22 protein-coding genes and 1 tRNA gene are annotated in these 21737 nt (G+C 69.7%); 9 read left to right on the top strand and 14 right to left on the bottom strand.

Going from position 1 to position 21737, the window contains the following annotated elements; translation table 11 throughout:
* Positions 1–4 precede the first annotated feature (4 nt).
* Genes ACQHII_RS24700 through ACQHII_RS24690 form a run of 3 tightly spaced genes read right to left on the bottom strand, consistent with a single transcriptional unit; the run spans position 5 to position 2732 of the window.
* Positions 5–757, bottom strand: coding sequence for a TrmH family RNA methyltransferase (locus ACQHII_RS24700; RefSeq protein WP_427921341.1), 753 nt, complete (start codon positions 755–757; stop codon positions 5–7).
* Entirely contained in the window at positions 754–1962 is a 1209-nt protein-coding gene (locus ACQHII_RS24695; protein ID WP_427921340.1) for an HTTM domain-containing protein, read from the bottom strand. Before ACQHII_RS24695 ends, ACQHII_RS24700 begins: the two co-directional genes overlap by 4 nt.
* Positions 1959–2732, bottom strand: a complete 774-nt coding sequence (locus ACQHII_RS24690; protein ID WP_427921339.1) for a DUF5819 family protein — start codon at positions 2730–2732, stop codon at positions 1959–1961. The genes ACQHII_RS24695 and ACQHII_RS24690 overlap by 4 nt, the downstream gene beginning before the upstream one ends.
* A gap of 194 nt (positions 2733–2926) precedes the next feature.
* On the opposite strand from ACQHII_RS24690, the gene ACQHII_RS24685 reads away from it, so the two are divergent.
* Complete coding sequence (locus tag ACQHII_RS24685) at positions 2927–4060, top strand: acyl-CoA dehydrogenase family protein (protein ID WP_427921338.1); 1134 nt, start codon at positions 2927–2929, stop codon at positions 4058–4060.
* A gap of 13 nt (positions 4061–4073) precedes the next feature.
* Here ACQHII_RS24685 and ACQHII_RS24680 read toward each other — a convergent pair whose 3' ends face one another.
* The 4 genes from ACQHII_RS24680 to ACQHII_RS24665 all read right to left on the bottom strand — a co-directional run bounded on the left by ACQHII_RS24680 (position 4074) and on the right by ACQHII_RS24665 (position 7431).
* Complete coding sequence (locus tag ACQHII_RS24680) at positions 4074–4403, bottom strand: rhodanese-like domain-containing protein (RefSeq protein ID WP_427925402.1); 330 nt, start codon at positions 4401–4403, stop codon at positions 4074–4076.
* Between the two features lie 14 nt (positions 4404–4417).
* On the bottom strand, positions 4418–5404 hold the full coding sequence (locus tag ACQHII_RS24675; RefSeq protein WP_427921337.1) for a J domain-containing protein: 987 nt from the start codon (positions 5402–5404) through the stop codon (positions 4418–4420).
* Positions 5405–5518: 114 nt separating this feature from the next.
* The gene (locus tag ACQHII_RS24670; protein ID WP_427921336.1) at positions 5519–6928 is read right to left on the bottom strand and encodes a DUF2252 domain-containing protein; all 1410 of its coding nucleotides are present in this window, start codon (positions 6926–6928) and stop codon (positions 5519–5521) included.
* 140 nt (positions 6929–7068) lie between these two features.
* Positions 7069–7431 carry a winged helix-turn-helix transcriptional regulator gene (locus tag ACQHII_RS24665; protein ID WP_427921335.1) on the bottom strand — a complete coding sequence of 121 codons (363 nt, stop codon included), beginning with the start codon at positions 7429–7431 and terminating at the stop codon, positions 7069–7071.
* Between the two features lie 129 nt (positions 7432–7560).
* Between ACQHII_RS24665 and ACQHII_RS24660 the strand changes: the two genes are divergently transcribed.
* Positions 7561–8214, top strand: a complete 654-nt coding sequence (locus ACQHII_RS24660) for an FMN-dependent NADH-azoreductase (protein WP_427921334.1) — start codon at positions 7561–7563, stop codon at positions 8212–8214.
* 81 nt (positions 8215–8295) lie between these two features.
* On the opposite strand, the gene ACQHII_RS24655 is transcribed toward ACQHII_RS24660, so the two are convergent.
* Positions 8296–8379 (bottom strand) — tRNA-Leu (locus tag ACQHII_RS24655).
* A 431-nt stretch (positions 8380–8810) separates the two neighbouring features.
* Between ACQHII_RS24655 and ACQHII_RS24650 the strand changes: the two genes are divergently transcribed.
* The 6 genes from ACQHII_RS24650 to pknB all read left to right on the top strand — a co-directional run bounded on the left by ACQHII_RS24650 (position 8811) and on the right by pknB (position 16962).
* The gene (locus ACQHII_RS24650) at positions 8811–9656 is read left to right on the top strand and encodes an FhaA domain-containing protein (protein WP_093627912.1); all 846 of its coding nucleotides are present in this window, start codon (positions 8811–8813) and stop codon (positions 9654–9656) included.
* A gap of 10 nt (positions 9657–9666) precedes the next feature.
* Complete coding sequence (locus tag ACQHII_RS24645) at positions 9667–10188, top strand: FHA domain-containing protein FhaB/FipA (protein WP_019073543.1); 522 nt, start codon at positions 9667–9669, stop codon at positions 10186–10188.
* A gap of 98 nt (positions 10189–10286) precedes the next feature.
* Entirely contained in the window at positions 10287–11843 is a 1557-nt protein-coding gene (locus tag ACQHII_RS24640) for a Stp1/IreP family PP2C-type Ser/Thr phosphatase (protein ID WP_427925401.1), read from the top strand.
* 27 nt (positions 11844–11870) lie between these two features.
* Entirely contained in the window at positions 11871–13316 is a 1446-nt protein-coding gene (locus ACQHII_RS24635; RefSeq protein WP_427921333.1) for an FtsW/RodA/SpoVE family cell cycle protein, read from the top strand.
* Positions 13313–14800 (top strand): peptidoglycan D,D-transpeptidase FtsI family protein, encoded by a 1488-nt coding sequence (locus tag ACQHII_RS24630; protein ID WP_427921332.1) that lies wholly within the window; start codon positions 13313–13315, stop codon positions 14798–14800. Before ACQHII_RS24635 ends, ACQHII_RS24630 begins: the two co-directional genes overlap by 4 nt.
* A gap of 170 nt (positions 14801–14970) precedes the next feature.
* On the top strand, positions 14971–16962 hold the full coding sequence (gene pknB, locus ACQHII_RS24625; protein WP_427921331.1) for a Stk1 family PASTA domain-containing Ser/Thr kinase: 1992 nt from the start codon (positions 14971–14973) through the stop codon (positions 16960–16962).
* A gap of 72 nt (positions 16963–17034) precedes the next feature.
* On the opposite strand, the gene ACQHII_RS24620 is transcribed toward pknB, so the two are convergent.
* Genes ACQHII_RS24620 through ACQHII_RS24595 form a run of 6 tightly spaced genes read right to left on the bottom strand, consistent with a single transcriptional unit; the run spans position 17035 to position 21224 of the window.
* Positions 17035–17790: a class E sortase gene (locus ACQHII_RS24620; protein WP_427921330.1), complete on the bottom strand. Its 756-nt coding sequence runs from the start codon at positions 17788–17790 to the stop codon at positions 17035–17037.
* 6 nt (positions 17791–17796) lie between these two features.
* Entirely contained in the window at positions 17797–18891 is a 1095-nt protein-coding gene (locus tag ACQHII_RS24615) for a class E sortase (protein ID WP_427921329.1), read from the bottom strand.
* Positions 18888–19526 carry an aminodeoxychorismate/anthranilate synthase component II gene (locus tag ACQHII_RS24610; protein ID WP_019073550.1) on the bottom strand — a complete coding sequence of 213 codons (639 nt, stop codon included), beginning with the start codon at positions 19524–19526 and terminating at the stop codon, positions 18888–18890. Before ACQHII_RS24610 ends, ACQHII_RS24615 begins: the two co-directional genes overlap by 4 nt.
* Entirely contained in the window at positions 19523–19720 is a 198-nt protein-coding gene (locus tag ACQHII_RS24605; RefSeq protein WP_174479444.1) for a hypothetical protein, read from the bottom strand. Before ACQHII_RS24605 ends, ACQHII_RS24610 begins: the two co-directional genes overlap by 4 nt.
* A 16-nt stretch (positions 19721–19736) precedes the next feature.
* A complete protein-coding gene (locus ACQHII_RS24600; protein ID WP_427921328.1) occupies positions 19737–20423 on the bottom strand; it encodes a class E sortase in 687 nt (228 codons plus the stop codon).
* Between the two features lie 21 nt (positions 20424–20444).
* Positions 20445–21224: a DUF881 domain-containing protein gene (locus ACQHII_RS24595; protein WP_427921327.1), complete on the bottom strand. Its 780-nt coding sequence runs from the start codon at positions 21222–21224 to the stop codon at positions 20445–20447.
* Positions 21225–21366: 142 nt separating this feature from the next.
* Here ACQHII_RS24595 and crgA point away from each other — a divergent pair, with 142 nt between their 5' ends.
* Positions 21367–21621, top strand: coding sequence for a cell division protein CrgA (gene crgA / locus ACQHII_RS24590; protein ID WP_019073554.1), 255 nt, complete (start codon positions 21367–21369; stop codon positions 21619–21621).
* Positions 21622–21737: the final 116 nt, after the last annotated feature.

Below are 21737 nucleotides of genomic sequence, written 5' to 3'. Positions count from 1 at the left end.
GCCCCTAGAGGGGCGCTGCCGTGGACGTACTCCAGTGGTACAGGGTCATCGCCACGCTCGTCGCCAGGTTGTAGCTGGAGACCTGGGGGCGCATCGGCAAGGACACCAAGTGGTCTGTGCGGGCGCGTAGTTCGGGTGACAGGCCGCTGCGTTCCGAACCGAAGGCCAGGACGGCGTCGTCCGGGAGCTTCAGGCCCCGGATGTCGTCGCCCTCCGGGTCGAGGGCGAACAGCGGGCCGGGCGGGAGCTCGTCCACCGTCAGACGCTCCACGGCTGTCGCGTAGTGCAGGCCCGCCCCTGCGCGGACGACCGTGGGGTGCCAGGGGTCGAGCGTCCCCGTGGTGACCACGCCGGTCGCGCCGAAACCGGCGGCGAGCCGGATCACCGCGCCCGCGTTGCCGAGGTTGCGCGGGTTGTCCAGGACCACGACGGGGGTACGGCGGGGCAGGCGTCCCAGCTGCTCCAGATTGGCCGCGCGTGCCGGTCGTACGGCCAAGGCCGCCACCCCTGTCGGATGCGGGCGCGGGACGAAGGACCGGTACGCGGCCTCCGGGACCTCCGTCAGCAGCGCGTCCAGGGCGTCCCGTACGTCGGGGGCCAGGTCTGCGGCCAGGGCGAGCGCCGACCGTCGGTCCGTGGTGACCGCCTGGGGGACCTCTGCGCCGAAGCGCAGCGCGTGCTTGAGGGCGTGGAAACCGTCCAGCAGTACGGCGGTCTCGGCGAGCCGGTGCCAGTCGGCCGCTGCGGGGTCGGTCATGCGGTGAAGCCTACGTGGCTGTGCTCGGGGTTCTCCGGGCTGCGCGGCTCCTCCAGATCCTCGTCCGGGACCGTACGGTCGCCCCGCGCGAACCACCGTCCACGCGCGCGTGCCGCCCGGCCGCCGAGCGGGAGCAGGAATGACGTCGGCAGGAAGACCGCGTCCGTCGCGATCATCGCGAGGGAGAAGAACGGCAGCCCCAGGAGCACGGCGATCACCGCGTGCTCGGTCATCATCAGGGCCAGCAGGACGTTCTTGACCCGCCGGTTGAAGAGCGTGAACGGGAAGGCGACCTGCACGATCACCGTCCCGTAGGTCACCAGCATCACCATCGTGCCGCTGGAGGACAGCACGCCGGCGAGGCCGGGCCAGGGGGAGAAGTAGTCGAGGTGGAGCGGGTAGTAGACGGCGGTGCCGTCCTGCCAGCGGGAGCCCTGGATCTTGTACCAGCCGGCCGTCGCGTAGATCAGACAGGCCTCGGTCGCGACGACGAACAGGGCGCCGTTGTGGATCACGTTCGCCACGACGTCCAGCAGCACCCGGGGCTCGTACGACTTCGCGTACCGCCCGACCGCCCACCACAGGGCCTGCGCCAGCCAGACGCCCCACAGGAGCGCGGGCACGAACCATTCGCTGTCGAACCGGCCGGCCGAGGTCACCGCGACGAGCACCGCGCCCAGCAGCACCCACAGGACCGGCCCGGTCCGGTCGGGAATCCGCTCTCCACGCGCGCGTGCGGCCCGGCGGGCGTCGAGGGACCAGACCTGGCCGCAGCGGGTGAACACCAGGTAGATCGACATCAGGTGCAGGACGTTGTCGCCGCCGTCGCCCATGAAGACGCTGCGGTTCTGGAGCGAGAGGACGCCGACCATGAAGAGCACGGACGTCGTTCGGGTGCGCCAGCCCAGCAGGAGCAGGACGCTCGCCAGTACGGCCAGCGCATACACCGTCTCGAACCAGACCTGCCCGTCCGACCACATCAGGGCCGTGAACGCGCCGTTGTCCGCGATCAGCCGGTGGGCGAGGTCCCAGCTCCAAGGGCCGTCGGGGCCGTAGAGCTCCTGGCGGTGGGGCAGTTCGCGCAGCAGGAACAGGAGCCAGGTCGCGGCGAAGCCGATGCGGATCACGGCGCTCTGGTAGGGGCCGAGGGCCGACTCGGTGACGCGGGCGATGCCGCGCGAGACCGACGGGGCGAAACCGCTCACCGGACACCTCCCGTGCCCTCGTCCGCCGGAACCGGCCACCAGGGCAGCGTGCGGTACTGGGGCGTGGTCGACACCTGCTCGTCACTCCACTCGGGCGGGGGCACATTGGTGGTGACGGAGCGGACCTGGACGCGCTGGACGGTACCGCCCGCTCCGGCCGCGTGGTCCCGGCCCAGGCGCAGCACGACGATGCGGCGCAGATACGTCTCCGCGAGCGTGCCGCGCACGCCGATCGCCTTGTTCTCGGCGTCGTGCGTGGCGGTCAGGAAGTCCCAGGCCCGGCGCAGCTCGTTCTGCTCGGTGTGGCTCGGCAGCAGATTGCCGTCGATGGCCGCGCCGTCCTCGGCCGAGAGGTCGTACCAGCCGGTCGTACGGGTCGCACCGGCCGCGGTGCGGATGTCGGCGCGCACCTGGACCTCGATGTTCTGCTGCAAGGGGTTCGGCGCGAACAGCTTCCAGTTCTGCTCGAACTCCGGGTAGATCCACTCGTCGATCGCCTTGCCGTGCTGCTTCGTCACCGTGTTCGACGGCGCGACGTGCAGGAACACCATCCCGAGGTGGACCAGAGCGGCGACCGCCACGACCGCGACCGCCAGCGCGGCGCCCACCTGGTAGCGCAGGGACAGCGCGGCGACACCGACGGGCGGGTCCGGTGCGGGCGGGGGCGGAGGAGGCGGGGGCTGCTGCGCGGGCACGTGCGGCCCCGCGGAGGAGGAGACGGGCGTCCGCTCCCCCTCGGGGGCGTTCGAGCCTCCGTCGTTCGCGTCCATGTCGCCCCGTCTCCGATTCCTGTCCGTCGCACGGAACGGTACTCAGCCGCACGCTCCGGGCACAGTCCCGATCCCCACAGGCCGTGCACGGTGTCATGTTGTCCGTGGGACGCCCGGCCGAGCCGTTCCCTTCTTCTAGAACCTGTTCTATCTTGACGCTCCGTCAGATCAGGTCTTGCGGAAGGACGGGAACCGTGGACTTCACCTTCAGCGAGGAGCAGCAGGCGGCGGCCGAGGCGGCGGCGGGGGTGTTCGCCGACGTCGTGCCGGACTCCGTGCCCAGTCCGGCGGACACCACGGGCGCCGTCGCCGAGGACTTCGACCGGGCGCTGTGGGCCAGGCTCGCCGAGGCCGACCTGCTGAGCCTGCTGCTCGACGAGGAGTACGGCGGCGCGGGCCTGGACGCCATCGCCCTCTGTCTGCTGCTGCGGGAGTCCGCGAAGGTGCTGGCCAGGGTGCCGCTCCTGGAGAGCAGCGCCGCCGCGGCGGCCGTACAGGCCTTCGGCGGCAAGGAGCTGAGGTCCGGCCTGCTCGCCCGGGCTGCCCGCGGCGAGCTCGTGCTCACGGTCGCCGCGCACGGGCGGACCGGGCACGACCCGGCCGAGCTCGCCGTGACGGCCCGGCGGGACGGCGACCGGTGGCTGCTGGACGGGGTGCAGACGGCGGTGCCGTGGGCCTTCGGCGCGGACCTGGTCGTCGTACCGGCGCACACGGACGCCGACCGGAGTGTCCTCGCGCTGGTCGCCCCGGACCGCGACGGCGTCGTCCTCGCCGAGCAGATCTCCACCACCGGGGAGCGGCTCGCCGAACTGCGCCTGGAGTCCGTGCCGATCGCGGTGGTCGACGTCATCGACGCCGAGGGCGCCTGGGAGTGGCTGCGCGACCTGCTGACCGCCGGTACCTGCGCGCTGGCCCTGGGGCTCGGCACCGCCGTCCTGCGGATGACCGCCGAATACACGGGAAAGCGCGAGCAGTTCGGGTTCCCGGTCGCGACCTTCCAGGCCGTCGCCGTGCAGGCCGCCGACCGGTACATCGACCTGCGCGCCATGGAGGCAACGCTGTGGCAGGCCGCGTGGCGGATCGCCTCGGGCGCACCGGGCGCGCTGCCCGCCGCCGCGGACCTGGCCGTGGCCAAGATCTGGGCGGCGGAGGGGGTACGACGGGTCGTGCAGACCGCGCAGCATCTGCACGGGGGGTTCGGCGCCGACACCGACTATCCCCTGCACCGGTACCACGCCTGGGCCAAGCACCTGGAGCTGTCGCTCGGCCCGGCGGCGGCACACGAGGAGGCCCTGGGGGACCTGCTGGCGGCCCACCCACTGGCCTAGGGCCTCCGAAGGCCTAGAGGACGAAGCCCGGTTCGCCCTCGTCCGTGACGACCGGGCGGCCCGCGGCGGCCCAGATCTGCATGCCGCCGTCGACGTTCACTGCGTCGATGCCCTGCTGGGTCAGATAGTTCGTGACCTGGGCGGAGCGCCCGCCGGAGCGGCAGATCACATGGACCCTGCCGTCCTGCGGCGCCGCCTCGGTCAACTCGCCGTACCGGGCCACGAATTCGCTGAGGGGGATGTGCAGCGCCCCCGTGGCGTGACCCGCCTGCCACTCGTCGTCCTCGCGGACGTCCAGCAGGAAGTCGCCGTCCTTGAGGTCGCCGACCTCGACCGTGGGCACACCAGCTCCGAAACTCATGACTCGACGCTACCCGACGCTCCGGCCGACGTGTCCGGCTCCCCGAGCAGGGCCGCCAACTCGGCCTCCCGCTTGGCGACTTGGGCGAGCAGCTGGTCCGCGATCTCGTCCAGGAGCCGGTCGGGGTCGTCCGGGGCGATCCGGAGCATGGAGCCGATGGCGCCCTCCTCCAGTTCCCGGGCGACGAGGGTGAGCAGTTCCTTGCGCTGGGCGAGCCATTCGAGGCGGGCGTACAGCTCCTCGCTGGCGCTCGGGCCGCGCTCCGCCGGGGCCGGTCCCGCGGCCCACTCCTCGGCCAGCTCGCGCAGCAGCGGGGCGTCGCCCCGGCTGTAGGCGGCGTTGACGCGGGTGATGAACTCCTCGCGCCGCTTGCGCTCGTCGTCGTCCTGCGCCAGGTCGGGGTGGGCCTTGCGGGCCAGCTCGCGGTAGAGCTTGCGGGCCTCCTCGCTGGGGCGCACCCGCTGCGGGGGCCGGACCGGCTGGTCCGTGAGCATCGCCGCGGCCTCCGGGAACAGGCCGTCGCCGTCCATCCAGCCGTGGAACAGCTCCTCGACCGCGGGCATCGGCATCACGCGCGCGCGGGCCTCGTCCGCCAGGCGGATGTCCTCGGGGTCACCGCTGCGCGCGGCCTTGGCCTCGGCGATCCGCGCGTCCAGTTCGTCGAGCCTGGAGTACATCGGGCCGAGTTTCTGGTGGTGCAGCCGGGAGAAGTTCTCGACCTCGATGCGGAAGGTGTCCACCGCGATCTCGTACTCGATCAACGCCTGCTCCGCGGCCCGTACGGCCCGCTCCAACCGCTCCTCGGGGCGGGGCGCGGCACCGTCGGCCGGGCCGGTGCCGGCCGCGCCGCCCCCGGTGTCCTCGCGCGCGGAACCCTCGCCCGCCGCGGCTCCGGCGGCGGACGGCGCCTCGGCACCCGCCTGCTCCGGCACCGGTTCTCCGACGGGCGCGGACTGGGACTGCTCAGCTTCCGGGGTCGTCACCCGACCAGCGTAGGCCACGGCCGCCCCCCGCCTCCGGACAGTCGGCCACCGGCCACCGGGCCGACAGGTCCCGGCGGGCGGCGGACAGCGTGACCGGGCGGCTCCACCGGGACCTCACACCCCCAGCTCGGCCGCGATCCGCCCCGACCGCACCGCCGCCACCAGCTCCGCGTGGTCCGCCTCGGTGCGGTCGGCGTAGGTGACGGCGAACGTCGCTATCGCCTCGTCCAGTTCGTCGTTCTTGCCGCAGTACCCGGCGACCAGGCGCGGGTCGGCGCTGTGGGCGTGGGCGCGGGCGAGGAGGGCGCCGGTCATCCGGCCGTAGTCGTCGATCTGGTCGGCGGCGAGGGCGGCGGGGTCGACGCTGCCCTTGCGGTTGCGGAACTGCCGTACCTGGAACGGCAGTCCGTCGACCGTCGTCCAGCCCAGCAGGATGTCGCTGACGACCTGCATTCGCTTCTGTCCGAGCACCACGCGCCGGCCCTCGTGCGGGACGGCGGGCGCCTCGAACCCGGCGGTCAGCAGATGCGGCACCAGCGCCGAGGGGCGGGCCTCCTTGACCTGGAGGACGAGCGGTTCGCCGCGGTGGTCCAGGAGCAGCACGACGTACGACCGGGTGCCGACGCTGCCCGTGCCGACGACGCGGAAGGCCACGTCGTGCACCGTGTGCCGGGCCAGCAGCGGGAGGCGGTCCTCGGAGAGCGTGTCGAGGTACTCCTCCAGCGATGCCGCGACCGCCGCGGCCTCCTCGTCCGGGATGCGGCGCAGCACCGGCGAGGCGTCGACGAAGCGGCGCCCGCCGTCCTCGGCGGCCTCGGTCGACCTGGCCGCGAACCGCCCACTGGTGTTGCCCCGCGCCTTCTCCGAGACCCGCTCCAGCGTGCCGAGCAGGTCGCGGGCGTCGGCGTGGGAGACCAGCTCCTCGTCCGCGATGGCGTTCCACGCGTCCAGCACCGGAAGCTTCGCCAGCAGCCGCATGGTGCGGCGGTAGGAGCCCACCGCGCCGTGCGCCGCCGTACGGCACGTGTCCTCGTCGGCGCCGGCCTCCCGGCCCGCGAGAACCAGGGAGGCGGCGAGCCTCTTGAGGTCCCACTCCCAGGGGCCGTGCACGGTCTCGTCGAAGTCGTTCAGGTCGATGACCAGGCCGCCGCGGGCGTCGCCGTACAGGCCGAAGTTGGCCGCGTGGGCGTCGCCGCAGATCTGGGCGCCGATGCGGGTCATGGGGGTGCGGGCGAGGTCGTGGGCCATCAGGCCGGCCGAACCGCGCAGGAAGGCGAAGGGGGTGGCCGCCATCCGGCCCACCCGTATCGGGGTGAGCCCGGGGATCCGGCCCCGGCCGGACTCCTCGACGGCGGTCACCGCGTCGGGGCGGGAGCCGTCCAGGTCGAGCGCGGCGTGCGCGCTGCGCGGGACGCTCTCCCGCAGCGCCCTGCCCTCTTCCTTGGGCGATCCCGCCACGGGCCACGAGGCGAAGCCCCGCACTCCGGGCAGCCTGCGCCCCACACCGATTCCGGCCTCGGTCATACCGACCGCCTCCCCCGCACTTGCGCACGCACGAACATCAACTCGCGACGACCGTACAGCGGGTGGCGAAAACACGTCAGACCCTGTGGACAACTCGGGACCTGCGGACAGCGCCGTGCCTGTGGAAAACCCACGCGGCCTCAGCAGTTGCCCGTCTCCCACCCCTCGGGCAGATGCACCTTGGCCCACGCGCCGAGTTCCCGGAGCGCCGGATCCAGGGCCTTGCCGGCCTCGGTCAGCCGGTACGAGACGCGCAGCGGCGGGCCCTCGTCGACCTCGCGGACGAGCAGCCCGGCGGCGCCGAGTTCGGTGAGCCGGTCGGAGAGCATGCGCTCGCTGATGCCCGGGATGGCCCGGCGCAGGTCGGAGAAGTGCATGGGCTGTGCCATCAGGACGGCCACGATCGGCCCGGTCCAGCGCTTTCCGAACAGCTGGAAGACACGGCTGATGCCCTTGTCGACCTGCTTGCACAGGTCCGTGCCGTGCTCCTGCTCGACCGTCATGGCCTCAGGGTACTGCCCTCCGGAACCGGGATGAAAAAAAGTAAGTACCTGTGTTATTCATAGTCGAGTACAAAACTTCAGCTGCTGAGCAAAACACTGCTCGGCGGTTCCAGCCCCCTGGAGACCCCCATGGCCACGCTTCTGCACATCGACTCCTCCGTGTTCCCCGCCGGCGCCTCCGCGTCCCGCGCCGTCGCCGACGCCTTCCGCACGTCCTGGAAGGAACAGCACCCGGAGGGCACGGTGATCCACCGCGACCTCGCCGCGCACCCCGTGCCGCACATCACCGCCGACGCCCACACCGCGGGCTTCGCCGACCCGGCCACGCACACGCCCGAGCAGGCGGCGGCCTTCGCCGAGCGCGTGAGGCTCATAGAGGAGCTGGAGCAGGCGGACGCGGTGCTGATCGGCGCCCCGATGTACAACTTCGCCATCCCCTCGACCCTGAAGGCCTGGCTGGACAACGTGATCCTCATGGGCCGCACCGCGGGCACCGAGGACTCGAGGATCAAGGGCACTCCGGTCACCGTGATCGCCAGCCGCGGCGGCGCCTACGGTCCCGGCACCCCGCGCGAGGGCTTCGAGTACGTGCAGACCTATCTCCGCGCGGTCTTCGTCGACGCCCTCGGCACAGAACTGGAGTTCATCGTCCCGGAGCTCACCATGGCCCCGCAGAACCCGGCGATGTCCGACCTGGTCCCCCTCTACGAGGCGTCCCGCGAGCGCGCCCTCGGCGACGCGGCCACCAAGGCGAAGGAACTGGCGGAACGACTGGCCGCCTAGAGGCTGTGATTGTCCTCACCTGAGGTGAGAACCACACAAGAAAGAAGCCCCTCAGGTCCGAGACCTGAGGGGCTTCCGTTGTGCGCGAGGGGGGAGTTGAACCCCCACGCCCTTGCGGGCACTGGAACCTGAATCCAGCGCGTCTGCCTATTCCGCCACCCGCGCATTGGGTGTGTCTTCGAGCTGTTCCCCGTAGGGGCTGGCGCCTTCCGACATGCAGAAGATTAGCACGGTGCCCGGGGTGGATTCACATCCCTTATCCGCACCCCGTGACCTGCCCCGGGGACCACCGGCGCCCCCTCCGGACACCCCGCACCTCCCGCTACGTATCAACGTGGGCCGGTTCACGTATCAACCTCGTACCGGTAGCGGCCATCTCCCCAGGAGGCGGGCAAGGTCCACAGTCAGGTGCGGGACACTTGTCTGCGGCCCCCTCTACGATCCTGGGCAGGAGTAGTGCAGAAGGAGTTCGACGGGCCGACAAGGGGGAACCAGCCGATTTACCGGCGCGTGGATACGATCAGTAAGCAGTACCAAGGCAGCCGGCACGGCAGTCGGTACGACAAGCAGTGCGGCAACGACGGAGGAGGTGCCCCATGGGAGTCCTGAAGAAGTTCGAGCAACGCCTCGAAGGTCTGGTCAACGGCACCTTCGCCAAGGTGTTCAAGTCCGAGGTCCAGCCCGTCGAGATCGCCGGCGCGCTCCAGCGGGAGTGCGACAACAACGCGACGATCTGGAACCGCGACCGGACCGTCGTACCCAATGACTTCATCGTGGAGCTGAGCACGCCGGACTTCGAGCGGCTCAGCCCCTACTCCGGACAGCTCGGCGACGAGCTCGCCGGCATGGTCCGCGACTACGCCAAGCAGCAGCGCTACACCTTCATGGGACCCATCAAGGTCCACCTGGAGAAGGCCGAGGACCTCGACACCGGTCTGTACCGGGTGCGCAGTCGTACGCTCGCCTCCTCCACCAACCAGCAGGCACCCGGCACCCCCGCTCCGGCGGCACCGCCGGCCGCGGGACGGCCCGGCGGCTACGGCTATCCGCCCGCCGCCCCCGTGAGCGCCCCGCCGCCCATGCCGGCCGCACCGCCGCCCGGTGGCCGCGGCTCGGCGCCGTACCTCCAGCCCGCGCCCGCCGCCCCGGCGCCCGGCGTGCGGATGCGGTACTGGGTGGAGATCAACGGCGCCCGCCATCAGATCTCCCGCGCGACGTTGGTGATGGGCCGCAGCACCGAAGCCGACGTGCGGATCGACGACCCCGGCGTATCCCGCCGGCACTGTGAGATCCGGACCGGAACGCCCTCGACGATCCAGGATCTCGGGTCCACCAACGGCATCGTGGTGGACGGGCAGCACACCACCCGCGCTACGCTCCGCGACGGCTCGCGGATCGTCGTGGGCAGCACCACCATCATTTACCGGCAAGCCGAAGGGTGAAGCGGGGGCAATGTCAGAGCTGACCCTCACGGTCATGCGGCTGGGTTTCCTGGCCGTACTGTGGCTGTTCGTGATCGTGGCCGTGCAGGTCATCCGCAGCGACCTGTTCGGAACGCGTGTCACACAGCGCGGCTCGCGACGGGAAGCCGGACGACCGCAGCAGCAGGCCGCCCGGCAGGCGGCGCCTCCGCAGCAGCGCCAGCAGCAGTCGGGCGGGGGCGGCCGGCGGGGCCGTAACGCCCCCACCAAACTGGTCGTCAGCGAGGGCATCCTCACCGGCACCACCGTCGCCCTCCAGGGCCAGACCATCACCCTGGGACGGGCGCACGATTCGACGATCGTGCTGGACGACGACTACGCCTCCAGCCGGCATGCCAGGATCTACCCGGACCGCGACGGTCAGTGGATCGTCGAGGACCTCGGATCGACCAACGGCACGTACCTGGACCGGTCCCGGCTGACGACCCCCACACCGATTCCGCTGGGCGCGCCGATCCGCATCGGCAAGACCGTCATCGAGCTGCGGAAGTAGTGCCACGTCATGAATGAGCGCGAGCGGAGCGAGCACGCACCGGCGGACCGCCTGGCGGACCCCGGCGCGCTCCCGACCGGAGGGTGGGCACCGTGCGGATGTACCCGGAGCCGACGGGCGAGGTGCGCATGAGTCTGTCACTGCGCTTCGCCGCCGGATCGCACAAAGGCATGATCCGCGAGGGCAACGAGGACTCGGGCTACGCCGGTCCACGCCTCCTCGCGATCGCCGACGGCATGGGCGGCCAGGCCGCCGGTGAGGTCGCCTCCTCCGAGGTGATCTCCACGATCGTCTCGCTCGACGACGACGTGCCCGGCTCCGACATCCTCACCTCGCTCGGCACCGCCGTGCAGCGGGCCAACGACCAGCTGCGGATGATGGTCGAGGAGGACCCCCAGCTGGAGGGCATGGGGACCACCCTGACCGCCCTGCTGTGGACCGGGCAGCGGCTCGGCCTCGTCCATGTCGGGGACTCCCGCGCCTATCTGCTGCGCGACGGTGTGCTGACCCAGATCACGCAGGACCACACCTGGGTGCAGCGCCTCGTCGACGAGGGCCGGATCACCGAGGAAGAGGCCACCACCCACCCGCAGCGCGCCCTCCTGATGCGCGCGCTCGGCAGTGGCGACCACGTCGAGCCGGACCTGTCGATCCGTGAGGTCCGGGCCGGCGACCGCTACCTGATCTGCTCCGACGGGCTGTCCGGAGTCGTCTCCCACCAGACGATGGAGGACACCCTCGCCAGCTACCAGGGCCCCCAGGAGACCGTGCAGGAGCTGATCCAGCTCGCGCTGCGCGGCGGCGGCCCCGACAACATCACGGTGATCATCGCCGACGTCCTGGACCTCGACACCGGCGACACCCTCGCCGCGCAGCTGTCGGACACCCCGGTCATCGTCGGCGCGGTCGCCGAGAACCAGCTCCACCTGCACGACAACGGCATCATGCAGACCCCGGCGGGCCGTGCCTCCGGGCTCGGCCGCCAGGTGCCCGGACAGGGCGGCGGGGGCGGCGAGTTCGGCCCGCCCGGCTCCGGCGACACCACCGGTTACGTCCCCTCGGGCAGCTTCGGGGACTACACCGACGACGACTTCGTGAAGCCCTCCAAGGGCCGCAAGTGGCTGAAGAGATCCTTCTACACCGTGCTCACGCTGGCCGTCATCGGCGGCGGTCTCTACGGCGGCTGGCGCTGGACGCAGACGCAGTACTTCGTCGGCACCAACGGCGAGCACGTGGCGCTCTACCAGGGCATCAGCCAGGACCTCGCCTGGGTCTCGCTCTCGAAGGTGGAGAAGGACCACCCCGAGATCGAACTCAAGTACCTGCCGCCCTACCAGCAGAAGCAGGTCAAGGCGACGATCGCCGAGGGCGGTCTCAAGGACGCCCAGAAGAAGATCGCCGATCTCGCCGTCCAGGCCTCCGCGTGCAAGAAGGAGTCCGAGCGCACGAGCGCCTCGGGCACGACCGGCACGACGGCGGGTCAGGGCCAGGCCGGCGGCACCACGGGAACCACCAGCACCTCCCTCACGTCCAAGGCCACGCCGTCACCTTCGGCCTCGACGTCCCCGTCCCCGACCAAGTCTGCAACTCCCAGCCCCGGTCCCAGTCTTTCGGAGGAAGAGCAGCAGGTCGTCTCGCAGTGCAGCAAGCAATAGGCAAGCCGTGAGAGGCCCCGTCACACGATGAGCAGTTCAACCAATTCGCCGACGCACCACACGTCCACGATCGGCGCCATCGGCGCACCGAGCAGACGCAACACCGAGTTGGCGCTGCTGCTGTTCGCGGTCGTCATCCCGGTCTTCGCCTACGCCAACGTGGGCCTGGCCATCGACGACAAGGTGCCGACCGGGCTGCTGAGCTACGGCCTGGGCCTCGGCCTGCTGGCCGGTGTCGCGCATCTCGCCGTACGGAGATTCGCCCCGTACGCGGACCCGCTGCTGCTGCCCCTGGCCACCCTGCTGAACGGGCTCGGGCTCGTCGCCATCTGGCGCCTCGACCAGTCCAAGCTGCTCCAGTCCATCCACGTGGCCGGCGGCAAGGCGACCAACCAGCTGCTGTACACGGCCATGGGCATCGCGCTCTTCGTGATCGTGCTGATCTTCCTCAAGGACCACCGCGTCCTTCAGCGCTACACCTACATCTCCATGGCCGGCGCCCTGGTCCTGCTGCTGCTCCCGCTTGTCCCCGGCCTCGGCCTGAACGTCTACGGCGCCAAGATCTGGATCTCGATCGGCGGATTCACCATCCAGCCCGGTGAGTTCGCGAAGATCGTCCTCGCGATCTTCTTCGCCGGCTACCTGATGGTGAAGCGCGACGCGCTCGCGCTGGCCAGCCGCCGCTTCATGGGCCTGTACCTGCCGCGCGGGCGCGACCTCGGCCCGATCCTGGTCGTCTGGTTCATCTCGATCCTGATCCTGGTCTTCGAGACGGACCTCGGCACCTCGCTGCTGTTCTTCGGAATGTTCATCATCATGCTGTACGTCGCCACCGAGCGGACCAGCTGGATCGTCTTCGGTCTGCTGATGTCCGCGGCCGGCGCGGTCGGCGTGGCCAGCTTCGAATCGCACGTCCAGCAGCGTGTGCAGGCCTGGCTCGACCCCATGCGCGAGTACACGCTCAGCCGCACGCCGGGTGTCACCGGTCTGCACTCGGAGCAGGCCATGCAGGCGCTGTGGGCCTTCGGCTCCGGCGGCACCCTCGGCGCCGGCTGGGGTCAGGGTCACTCCGACCTGATCCGGTTCGCCGCCAACTCCGACTTCATCCTCGCCACCTTCGGCGAGGAACTGGGCCTGGCCGGCATCATGGCGATCCTGCTCCTGTACGGCCTGATCGTGGAGCGCGGCGTACGCACCGCCCTCGCCGCCCGCGACCCGTTCGGCAAGCTGCTCGCCGTCGGCCTGTCCGGCGCCTTCGCGCTACAGGTCTTCGTGGTGGCCGGCGGTGTGATGGGCCTGATCCCGCTGACCGGTATGACGATGCCGTTCCTGGCGTACGGCGGTTCCTCCGTCATCGCCAACTGGGCGCTGATCGGCATCCTGATCCGCATCAGCGACACCGCCCGCCGGCCGGCCCCCGCGCCCGCCCCCAGCCCCGACGCCGAGATGACCCAGGTGGTCCGCCCGTCATGAACAAGCCCCTGCGCCGGATCGCGCTCTTCTGCGGTCTGCTGGTCCTCACTCTGCTGCTGCGCGACAACTGGCTCCAGTACGTCAAGGCCGACAGCCTCAAGGACGACCCGAACAACCGCCGGGTCACCATCGCCCGCTACTCCACTCCGCGCGGCGACATCATCGTGGACGGCAGCCCGATCACCGGTTCCACCGAGACCAGCACCTCCGGGCTGAACGACCTCAAGTACAAGCGCACCTACAAGAACGGCGCGATGTGGGCGCCGGTCACGGGGTACGCCTCGCAGGCCTTCGGCGCCAACCAGCTGGAGTCCATCGAGGACGGCATCCTCTCCGGCACCGACGACCGGCTCTTCTTCCGCAACACCCTCGACATGATCACGGGCAAGGAGAAGTCCGGCGGCGACGTCGTGACCACCCTCAACGAGGCCGCGCAGAAGGCCGCGTGGAGCGGTCTGACGAAGCAGGGCGGCAAGGGCGCGGTCGTCGCCCTCGACCCGTCCACCGGCAAGATCCTGGCGCTGGCGTCCTACCCGTCGTACGACCCGTCGACGTTCGCCGGGAACTCCACCTCCACGGACTCCAAGGCCTGGCAGAAGCTTCAGAAGAAGTACGACCCGGACGACCCGATGCTCAACCGGGCGCTGCGCGAGACCTACCCGCCGGGCTCCACCTTCAAGGTGGTCACGGCGTCGGCCGCGCTGGAGAACGGGCTGTACGGCTCCGCCGACGAGGCGACGGACTCGCCGCTGCCGTGGACCATGCCGGGCACCACGACCCAGCTGAAGAACGAGGGCAACATCCCCTGCAAGAACGCGACTTTGCGGGTGGCGCTGCAGTACTCCTGCAACACCGTGTTCGGCAAGGTCGGCTCCGACCTGGGCAACGCCAAGATGCTGGCCGAGGCGAAGAAGTTCGGCTTCGACTCCGAGCAGTTCACCCCGATCCGCTCCAGCGCCTCGGTCTTCTCCGACGACATGAACCAGTCGCAGACCGCGCTCTCCTCGATCGGCCAGTTCAACACCGCGGCGACCCCGCTCCAGATGGCCATGGTCGCCTCGGCGGTCGCCAACGACGGCAAGCTGATGAAGCCGTACATGGTCGACAAGCTCCAGTCGTCGAACGTCGACACCATCGCGCAGACCGAGCCGCAGCAGCTGAGCCAGCCGCTGTCGTCGAAGAACGCGCAGATCCTCCAGTCGATGATGGAGACCGTCGTCAAGGACGGCACCGGCAAGAACGCGCAGATCCCGGGCGTCACCGTCGGCGGCAAGACCGGTACCGCCCAGCACGGCGTCGCCAACAGCGAGAACCCGTACGCCTGGTTCCTGTCCTACGCCAAGCTCTCCGACGGCAGTTCGCCGGTGGCCGTGGCCGTGGTCATCGAGGACTCCAGCGCCAACCGTGACGACATCTCCGGCGGCGGTCTCGCGGCCCCCATCGCGAAGAGCGTGATGGAGGCGGTCATCAACAGCAAGAAGTGACCCCGCTCACGTTCCCTTCACATCGGTGCACGTTGCGATACCGGTCCTGTATCGGGTGACGGGCTTGGCCAGGTCACACAAAGCCAGCCGGGTACGGTAGGCCCGGACGGCTAGCCTCCGACCGCACATCCGTGCGGGTCGGGACCGACGGAGAGGGCTGGTAGGGAACTATGGAAGAGCCGCGTCGCCTCGGCGGCCGGTACGAGCTGGGCCAGGTGCTCGGCCGTGGTGGCATGGCGGAGGTCTACCTCGCCCATGACACACGCCTCGGCCGCACGGTGGCGGTGAAGACGCTGCGCGTCGACCTTGCGCGCGACCCTTCCTTCCAGGCCCGGTTCCGCCGGGAGGCCCAGTCGGCCGCCTCGCTCAACCATCCCGCGATCGTCGCGGTCTACGACACGGGCGAGGACTACGTCGACGGGGTCTCGATCCCGTACATCGTCATGGAGTACGTCGACGGTTCCACCCTCCGTGAGCTCCTCCACAGTGGCCGCAAGCTGCTGCCGGAGCGCTCCATGGAGATGACCATCGGCATCCTCCAGGCCCTGGAGTACTCGCACCGCAACGGCATCGTGCACCGCGACATCAAGCCGGCCAACGTCATGCTGACGCGCACCGGCCAGGTCAAGGTGATGGACTTCGGCATCGCCCGCGCGATGGGCGACTCCGGCATGACGATGACGCAGACGTCCGCTGTCATCGGCACCGCCCAGTACCTCTCCCCGGAGCAGGCGAAGGGCGAGCAGGTCGACGCCCGCTCGGACCTCTACTCGACGGGCTGCCTCCTCTACGAACTGCTGACCGTACGGCCGCCGTTCGTGGGCGACTCCCCGGTCGCGGTCGCGTACCAGCACGTGCGCGAGGAGCCGCAGCCGCCGTCGGTCTTCGACCCCGAGATCACGCCCGAGATGGACGCGATCGTGCTGCGGGCCCTGGTCAAGGACCCGAACTACCGCTACCAGTCCGCCGACGAGATGCGCATGGACATCGAGGCCTGCCTCGACGGCCAGCCGGTCGCGGCGACGGCGGCGATGGGTTCGGTCGGCTACGGCGGCTACGGCGACGACCAGGCCACCACGGCCCTGCGCGCCGACCCCGGCGCCACCACGATGCTGCCCCCGATGAACCCGGACGACGGCGGCTTCGGCTACGACGACCGCCCCGACCGGCGTCGCCAGCAGAAGAAGAAGTCGAACACCTCGACGATCCTGCTGGTCGTGGCGGCCGTCCTGGTGCTGGTGGGCGCGATCCTGATCGGGAAGTGGGCGTTCAGCGGGAGCGGCGGCGCGGACAAGCCGTTCGCGGCCCCGAACTTCGTCGGCCAGACCTACGACACCGCCAAGACCATGGCCGTCAACTCCGGCCTGAAGCTGGCCGAGCCCACCCGCAAGGCCTGCGAGAACGCGCCGAAGGGCAGCGTCTGCTCGCAGGACCCGAAGCCGGGCGTCGACGTCAAGAAGGGCGACACCGTCAACCTGGTCGTCTCGACCGGCGCCCCGAAGGTGGTCGTACCGAGCGTCCTCGGCCAGAACGTCGACGACGCCACCACGACCCTTGAGGGCGACAAGTACCAGTTCAAGGTGGAGACGAAGCAGAAGGTGTCCGCCGAGGACCCCGGCACCGTCCTGGAGCAGAACCCGAAGCTCGGCGCGGAGGTGGAGAAGGGCACCACCATCACCCTCACCGTCGCCAAGGCCCAGGCGAAGTCCACGGTCCCGGACGTCAGCGGCAAGAGCTGTGACGACGCCAAGGCGCAGATGACCGCGAACAACCTCGTGGGCAACTGCACCGAGGTCGACACCAGCGACCCGAACCTGGTCGGCAAGGTCGTCTCGACCGATCCGCAGGCCAACACCCAGGTCGACAAGAACTCCACGGTCAACATCCAGATCGGCAAGTCCTCGCAGGTCCAGGTCCCGAACGTGGTCGCCCAGACGGTGAAGAACGCCAAGCAGGCGCTTCAGGCGCAGGGCTTCACCAACATCCAGTTCGCCGACGGCAGCGACTCGAGCGACAACGCGATCGTGACCGCGATCGACCCGGGCGCCGGCAACACGGTCGACCCGAGCAGCACGACGATCACCCTCACCACCGTGAGTGTCGGAAACGGCAACAACAACGGGGGCAACAACGGGGGCTTCTTCGGCGGGACGAACGGATAGCGCGGTAACCGAAGGACACGACAGAGCCCCGGCACCCCGAGAAGGGTGCCGGGGCTCTTGTGCTGCCGGCTCCTACCGCAGTTCCTTCGGCGGGGTCCGCGCGCTGTCCACCTTGTCGACGCGGACCAGTTCCCCCCACACCACGTACCGGTACCGGGACGTGTACACCGGCGTGCAGGTCGTCAGCGTGATGTAGTGGCCGGCCTTCTTCCTGCCGGACTCCACGGGGATCTGGGCGAGGGTCTTCACGTTGTACTTCGAGGTCTCGGGAAGGATGTCGTAGACCTTGTAGACGTACCACTCGTCCTTCGTCTCGAAGACGATCGGGTCGCCCTTCTTGAGCTTGTCGATGTTGTGGAACTTGGCGCCGTGGCCGTCGCGGTGGGCGGCGAGGGTGAAGTTGCCGGTCTTGCCGGTGGTGGGGAGGACGGCCTTGACGGGGTCGGTGTAGTAGCCGGCGACGCCGTCGTTCAGGACGTCCGTGCCGGTGCCCTTCTCGACCAGGACCTCGCCGTTCTTCATGGCGGGCACGTGCAGGAAGCCGATGCCGTCCTTGGTGTCGAGCGCGCCGGGGCCGGTGTCCTTGTCCTTGGACCAGTTGTCGCGGACCTTGTCGGCCTGTTTGTCGGCCGTGCGGTCGGCGACGACGTTCGTCCACCACAGGGAGTAGACGACGAACAGGCCGAGGATCAGGCCCGCCGTGATGAGGAGTTCACCGAAGACGCTGACCGCGGTCGCGATCGGGCCGGTGCCGCGGGCGCGGTCCGGCGGCGACGCGGGCGTGTCGGTGTGCTCTGCGGTGTCGTCGGTGGTCGCTGCCACGTTCATCTGCCCCTACTGGATGAGCGCATCCGGCTTACCCTTGCTGCGCGGCCGTTCCTCGACCATCTTGCCCCAGACGATCAACCGGTACTTGCTGGTGAACTCCGGCGTACAGGTCGTCAGCGTGATGTACCGGCCGGGTTTGGTGAAACCCGAGCCCTTGGGGATGGGGTCGATGACGCTGGTGTTGCTCGGCGACGTCACGGGCAGCGTCTTCGTCATCTTGTAGACGTAGTACGTGGTCTGGGTCTCGACGACGACCTCGTCGCCGGGCTTGAGCTGGTTGATGTACCGGAACGGTTCGCCATGGGTGTTCCGGTGCGCGGCGAGCGCGAAGTTGCCGGTCTTGGCGTCCGGCATCGCGGTCTTGAGGGCGCCCTCGCTGTAGTGCCCGACCATGCCCTTGTCGAGCACCTTCTTGTTGCTGACGCCCTCGGCGATCGGCGCGACCACGTCCAGCTTGGGGATGTGCAGGATGGCGAAGCCCTGCCCCGGCTCGAACTCCCCGGGCGCGCGCTTCCCGCTCGCCCAGTCGTTCTGGAGCTGGCTCGCCTCGCTGCCGGCCTGCGCGTGCGCCCGTACGTTCGTCCACCACAGCTGGTAGGTGACGAACAGCAGCATCAGCACGCCGGTGGTGATGAACACCTCACCGATCGCGCGGCTCGCGACGACCGCGGCGCCCGGTTTGTTCGCCCGCTGCCGCCGCCGCGCCTCGACCCGCGAGACGGGCGCGACGGAGCCGCCGGACGCGCCGACCGCACCGGATTCGAGCCCCTCGGCGGTCTCCTCCGCCGACCCGGCGCCGCCATGACGCCCGTGACGGCCCTTGGCGGCCTTTCTGCGGGCCGCACGGCCGCCGGCTGGGGTTCCTGTGGCGGAGGCGGCGGATGAGGCGTCAGAAGCCGGTATGGACCGGCCGTGGCCTCTCCGCACCGGCGGCGGATCCGGTATCCGCAGCGCCATGGTCTCTTCGTCGATCGGACCGTACGGCGTCCCGGACGCGCCCTGGGCCGACGCGTCGTACCACTCCTCGAACGCGCCCGGCTCCTCGTACGGCTGCTCCCCGTACGAGGCCTCGGACTCGCGCTCGGGGCGCAGCGCGGTCACGCCGTGGCCCTGCCCACCACCGGGGCGAGCCCCGCCGACCTCGCCACGGCACCCTGGTCGCCGCACTCCACCAGCCAGTTGGCCAGCATCCGGTGGCCGTGCTCGGTGAGCACCGACTCCGGGTGGAACTGGACGCCCTCGACGGGCAGTTCGCGGTGGCGCAGGCCCATGATGATGCCGTCGTGCGTCCGGGCGGTGACTTCCAGTTCGGCCGGGACGGTGCCCGGCTCGGCCGCCAGGGAGTGGTAGCGGGTCGCGGTGAAGGGCGAGGGCAGTCCGGCGAAGACGCCCCGGCCCTCGTGCTCGACGAGCGAGGTCTTGCCGTGCAGCAGTTCGGGGGCGCGGTCCACGACGCCGCCGTAGGCCACCTGCATCGACTGCATGCCGAGGCAGACGCCGAAGACGGGCACCCCGGTCGAGGCGCAGTGCCGCACCATCTCGATGCAGACGCCGGCCTCCTCGGGGGTGCCGGGGCCGGGCGAGAGGAGAACGCCGTCGAAGCCGTCCTGGGCGTGCGCCGTCGACACCTCGTCGTTGCGCAGCACCTCGCACTCGGCGCCCAGCTGGTACAGGTACTGGACCAGGTTGAAGACGAAGCTGTCGTAGTTGTCGACGACGAGAATCCGTGCACTCACTGGTTGTCCACCGTCACATCGTTGAAGGGCAGCAGCGGTTCGGCCCACGGGAAGACGTACTGGAAGAGGATGTAGACCACGGCCAGGGCCAGGACGAGCGAAATCAGCGCCTTGACCCACGCGTTGCCCGGCAGATGCCGCCAGATCCAGCCGTACATGCCGTCCCTTCCGTCGCACCACGGCACCAGACTCACGCCGTACGCCACCAGACTAACGGCGCAGCGCGGCTGGTTTCCCGGCCTCCACAGGCTGTGTGGAGTCAAGGTGTGCCCAGACGATCAGCCGGTGGCTGTGCCCCCACTCCGGATCGCACGTGGTCAGCGTGAGATAGCGGCCCGAGGCCGTGTACCCGGACTTACGTGGCACAGGATCGATCACCTCAATGTCGGTGGGAACGGTTTTGTAAGGCCCTTTGTCGATCCGATACGTGAACCAGGTCGTCCCGTCGGTCAGGACGATCGCGTCACCCTTGCGGAGCTCGGGAAAGTTCACGAAGGGGTTGCCGTAGGTCCGCCGGTGCCCGGCCACCGCGAAGTTCCCGACCTGCCCGAGCTGTGCGGTGCCGGCGTAGTGCCCCAGTCCCTTCTGGAGGGTGCTCACGTCCGTGTCTTCCAGGACCGGCTTGTTCCACGTGAAACCAAGCCGCGGGATGTACATGATCGCGAAGGGCCTGCCGTCCTTGTACGCGGCCGGTTTCGCCGGGGCGGTGGGTGTGGGGGCCGCCGCCTTCGGGCGCGCGGTCTGCCGCGACCACTGGTTCTGCAGCTGGTGGATCTGGTCGCTCATCGTGTGGTCGGCCTTCACACCGGTCCAGAAGAGCACGTAGACCACGAAGAGGACGATCAGGGTGCCCACGGTGATGCAGAGTTCGCTGACGCTCCTGACGATCACGCGCACCGGCAGCTCCCGTACGGACGCCTACTCCACTGGCTTCGCGTAGTGCAGATCCACTGTGCCCGAGTACCCGGGAAGAGTCACCGTCCCGTCGTCGGTCACTTTCCAGCCGAGCCCGTAGACGTTGACGTACACCATGTAGTTCTGGATCGCCTTCGACGCCGCCAGCGCCTGCTGAAGCTTCCCCGGATCGCCCACGGCCGTGATCTTGTACGGCGGTGAGTAGACCCGGCCCTGGAGGATCAGGGTGTTGCCCACGCAGCGCACGGCGCTGGTCGCGATCAGCCGCTGGTCCATGACCTTGATGCCCTGGGCGCCACCCTGCCAGAGGGCGTTCACCACGGCCTGGAGGTCCTGCTGGTGGATGACCAGGTAGTCGGGCTGCGGCTCGGGATAGCCGGGGAGCTTGGCGGTGGCGTTGGGCGGGGCGTCGTTGAGGGTGACGGTGACGGCCTTGCCCTTCAGCTTCTGCGCGCCCGCGCTCCGCTCCAGCTTCGTCAGCTTCTCGCTGTCGGCGCCCGTGCCGGTGTCGTCCTCCTTGCGGAGGGCGTCGACCTCGTCGCGCAGGACGCTGTTCGCGTCGCCCAGCCGGCCGTTCTTCTCGCTGCGGTTCTGGATGAGGTCGGACAGCTTCAGCAGGGAGGCGTCCGTGCGGATGTTGGTGCCCTTGGCGGTGTTGAAACTGGTGAAGAAGATGAGCCCCGCGAGGGCGAAGACGGCCACCGTGAGAATCCGCACGGGACGGAAACGGCGGATACCGGCAGGACTGGTACCCGTCCCGGGGGAGTCGGCAGAATTGCTCAACGTACCCTTATCTCCTTCGGCGCCGCGGAAGCACTACGCTAACGGACGCCCGGGGGAGCACTCAGTGTCCCCTTGTACGCTGCCCCGGAGCCCGCCCCAGTTCCCTGCGCGGCCACGCAGCGCATCGACAGGAGAGACCCTCGTGCCGAAGTCACGTATCCGCAAGAAGGCCGACTACACGCCGCCGCCGGCGAAGACGGCGACCGCCATCAAGTTGAACAGCCGTGCCTGGGTCGCTCCGGTCATGCTGGCCATGTTCGTCATCGGACTGGCCTGGATCGTCGTCTTCTACGTCACCGACGGCTCCATGCCCATCGACAGCCTGGACAACTGGAACATCGTGGTGGGCTTCGGCTTCATCGCCGCCGGGTTCGGTGTCTCGACCCAGTGGAAGTAGCTCTGCCCACGGCTTTCCACTGAGTTATCCACAGGCCAGAGAAGTATCCACAGCGGGCCTGGGGAAAAAGAACGACGATCTGTGGATAACCCACTGGGTGTTGACGCTGGTGTGAC

The organism is Streptomyces sp. cg40 (assembly GCF_050320165.1).
Taxonomy (GTDB): domain Bacteria; phylum Actinomycetota; class Actinomycetes; order Streptomycetales; family Streptomycetaceae; genus Streptomyces; species Streptomyces hokutonensis.
Note: the sequence above shows the minus strand (reverse complement) of the source record. Positions and strands in the feature narration are given on the sequence as shown.

Excerpts from the sequence above, each read along its gene's own strand:
- ACQHII_RS24700 (WP_427921341.1), bottom strand. The coding sequence starts at position 757 with ATGACCGACCCCGCAGCGGCCGACTGGCACCGGCTCGCCGAGACCGCC.
- ACQHII_RS24690 (WP_427921339.1), bottom strand. The coding sequence starts at position 2,732 with ATGGACGCGAACGACGGAGGCTCGAACGCCCCCGAGGGGGAGCGGACG.
- ACQHII_RS24670 (WP_427921336.1), bottom strand. The coding sequence starts at position 6,928 with ATGACCGAGGCCGGAATCGGTGTGGGGCGCAGGCTGCCCGGAGTGCGG.
- ACQHII_RS24665 (WP_427921335.1), bottom strand. The coding sequence starts at position 7,431 with ATGACGGTCGAGCAGGAGCACGGCACGGACCTGTGCAAGCAGGTCGAC.
- ACQHII_RS24660 (WP_427921334.1), top strand. The coding sequence starts at position 7,561 with ATGGCCACGCTTCTGCACATCGACTCCTCCGTGTTCCCCGCCGGCGCC.
- ACQHII_RS24650 (WP_093627912.1), top strand. The coding sequence starts at position 8,811 with ATGGGAGTCCTGAAGAAGTTCGAGCAACGCCTCGAAGGTCTGGTCAAC.
- ACQHII_RS24645 (WP_019073543.1), top strand. The coding sequence starts at position 9,667 with ATGTCAGAGCTGACCCTCACGGTCATGCGGCTGGGTTTCCTGGCCGTA.
- ACQHII_RS24640 (WP_427925401.1), top strand. The coding sequence starts at position 10,287 with ATGTACCCGGAGCCGACGGGCGAGGTGCGCATGAGTCTGTCACTGCGC.
- ACQHII_RS24635 (WP_427921333.1), top strand. The coding sequence starts at position 11,871 with ATGAGCAGTTCAACCAATTCGCCGACGCACCACACGTCCACGATCGGC.
- ACQHII_RS24630 (WP_427921332.1), top strand. The coding sequence starts at position 13,313 with ATGAACAAGCCCCTGCGCCGGATCGCGCTCTTCTGCGGTCTGCTGGTC.
- pknB (WP_427921331.1), top strand. The coding sequence starts at position 14,971 with ATGGAAGAGCCGCGTCGCCTCGGCGGCCGGTACGAGCTGGGCCAGGTG.
- ACQHII_RS24620 (WP_427921330.1), bottom strand. The coding sequence starts at position 17,790 with ATGAACGTGGCAGCGACCACCGACGACACCGCAGAGCACACCGACACG.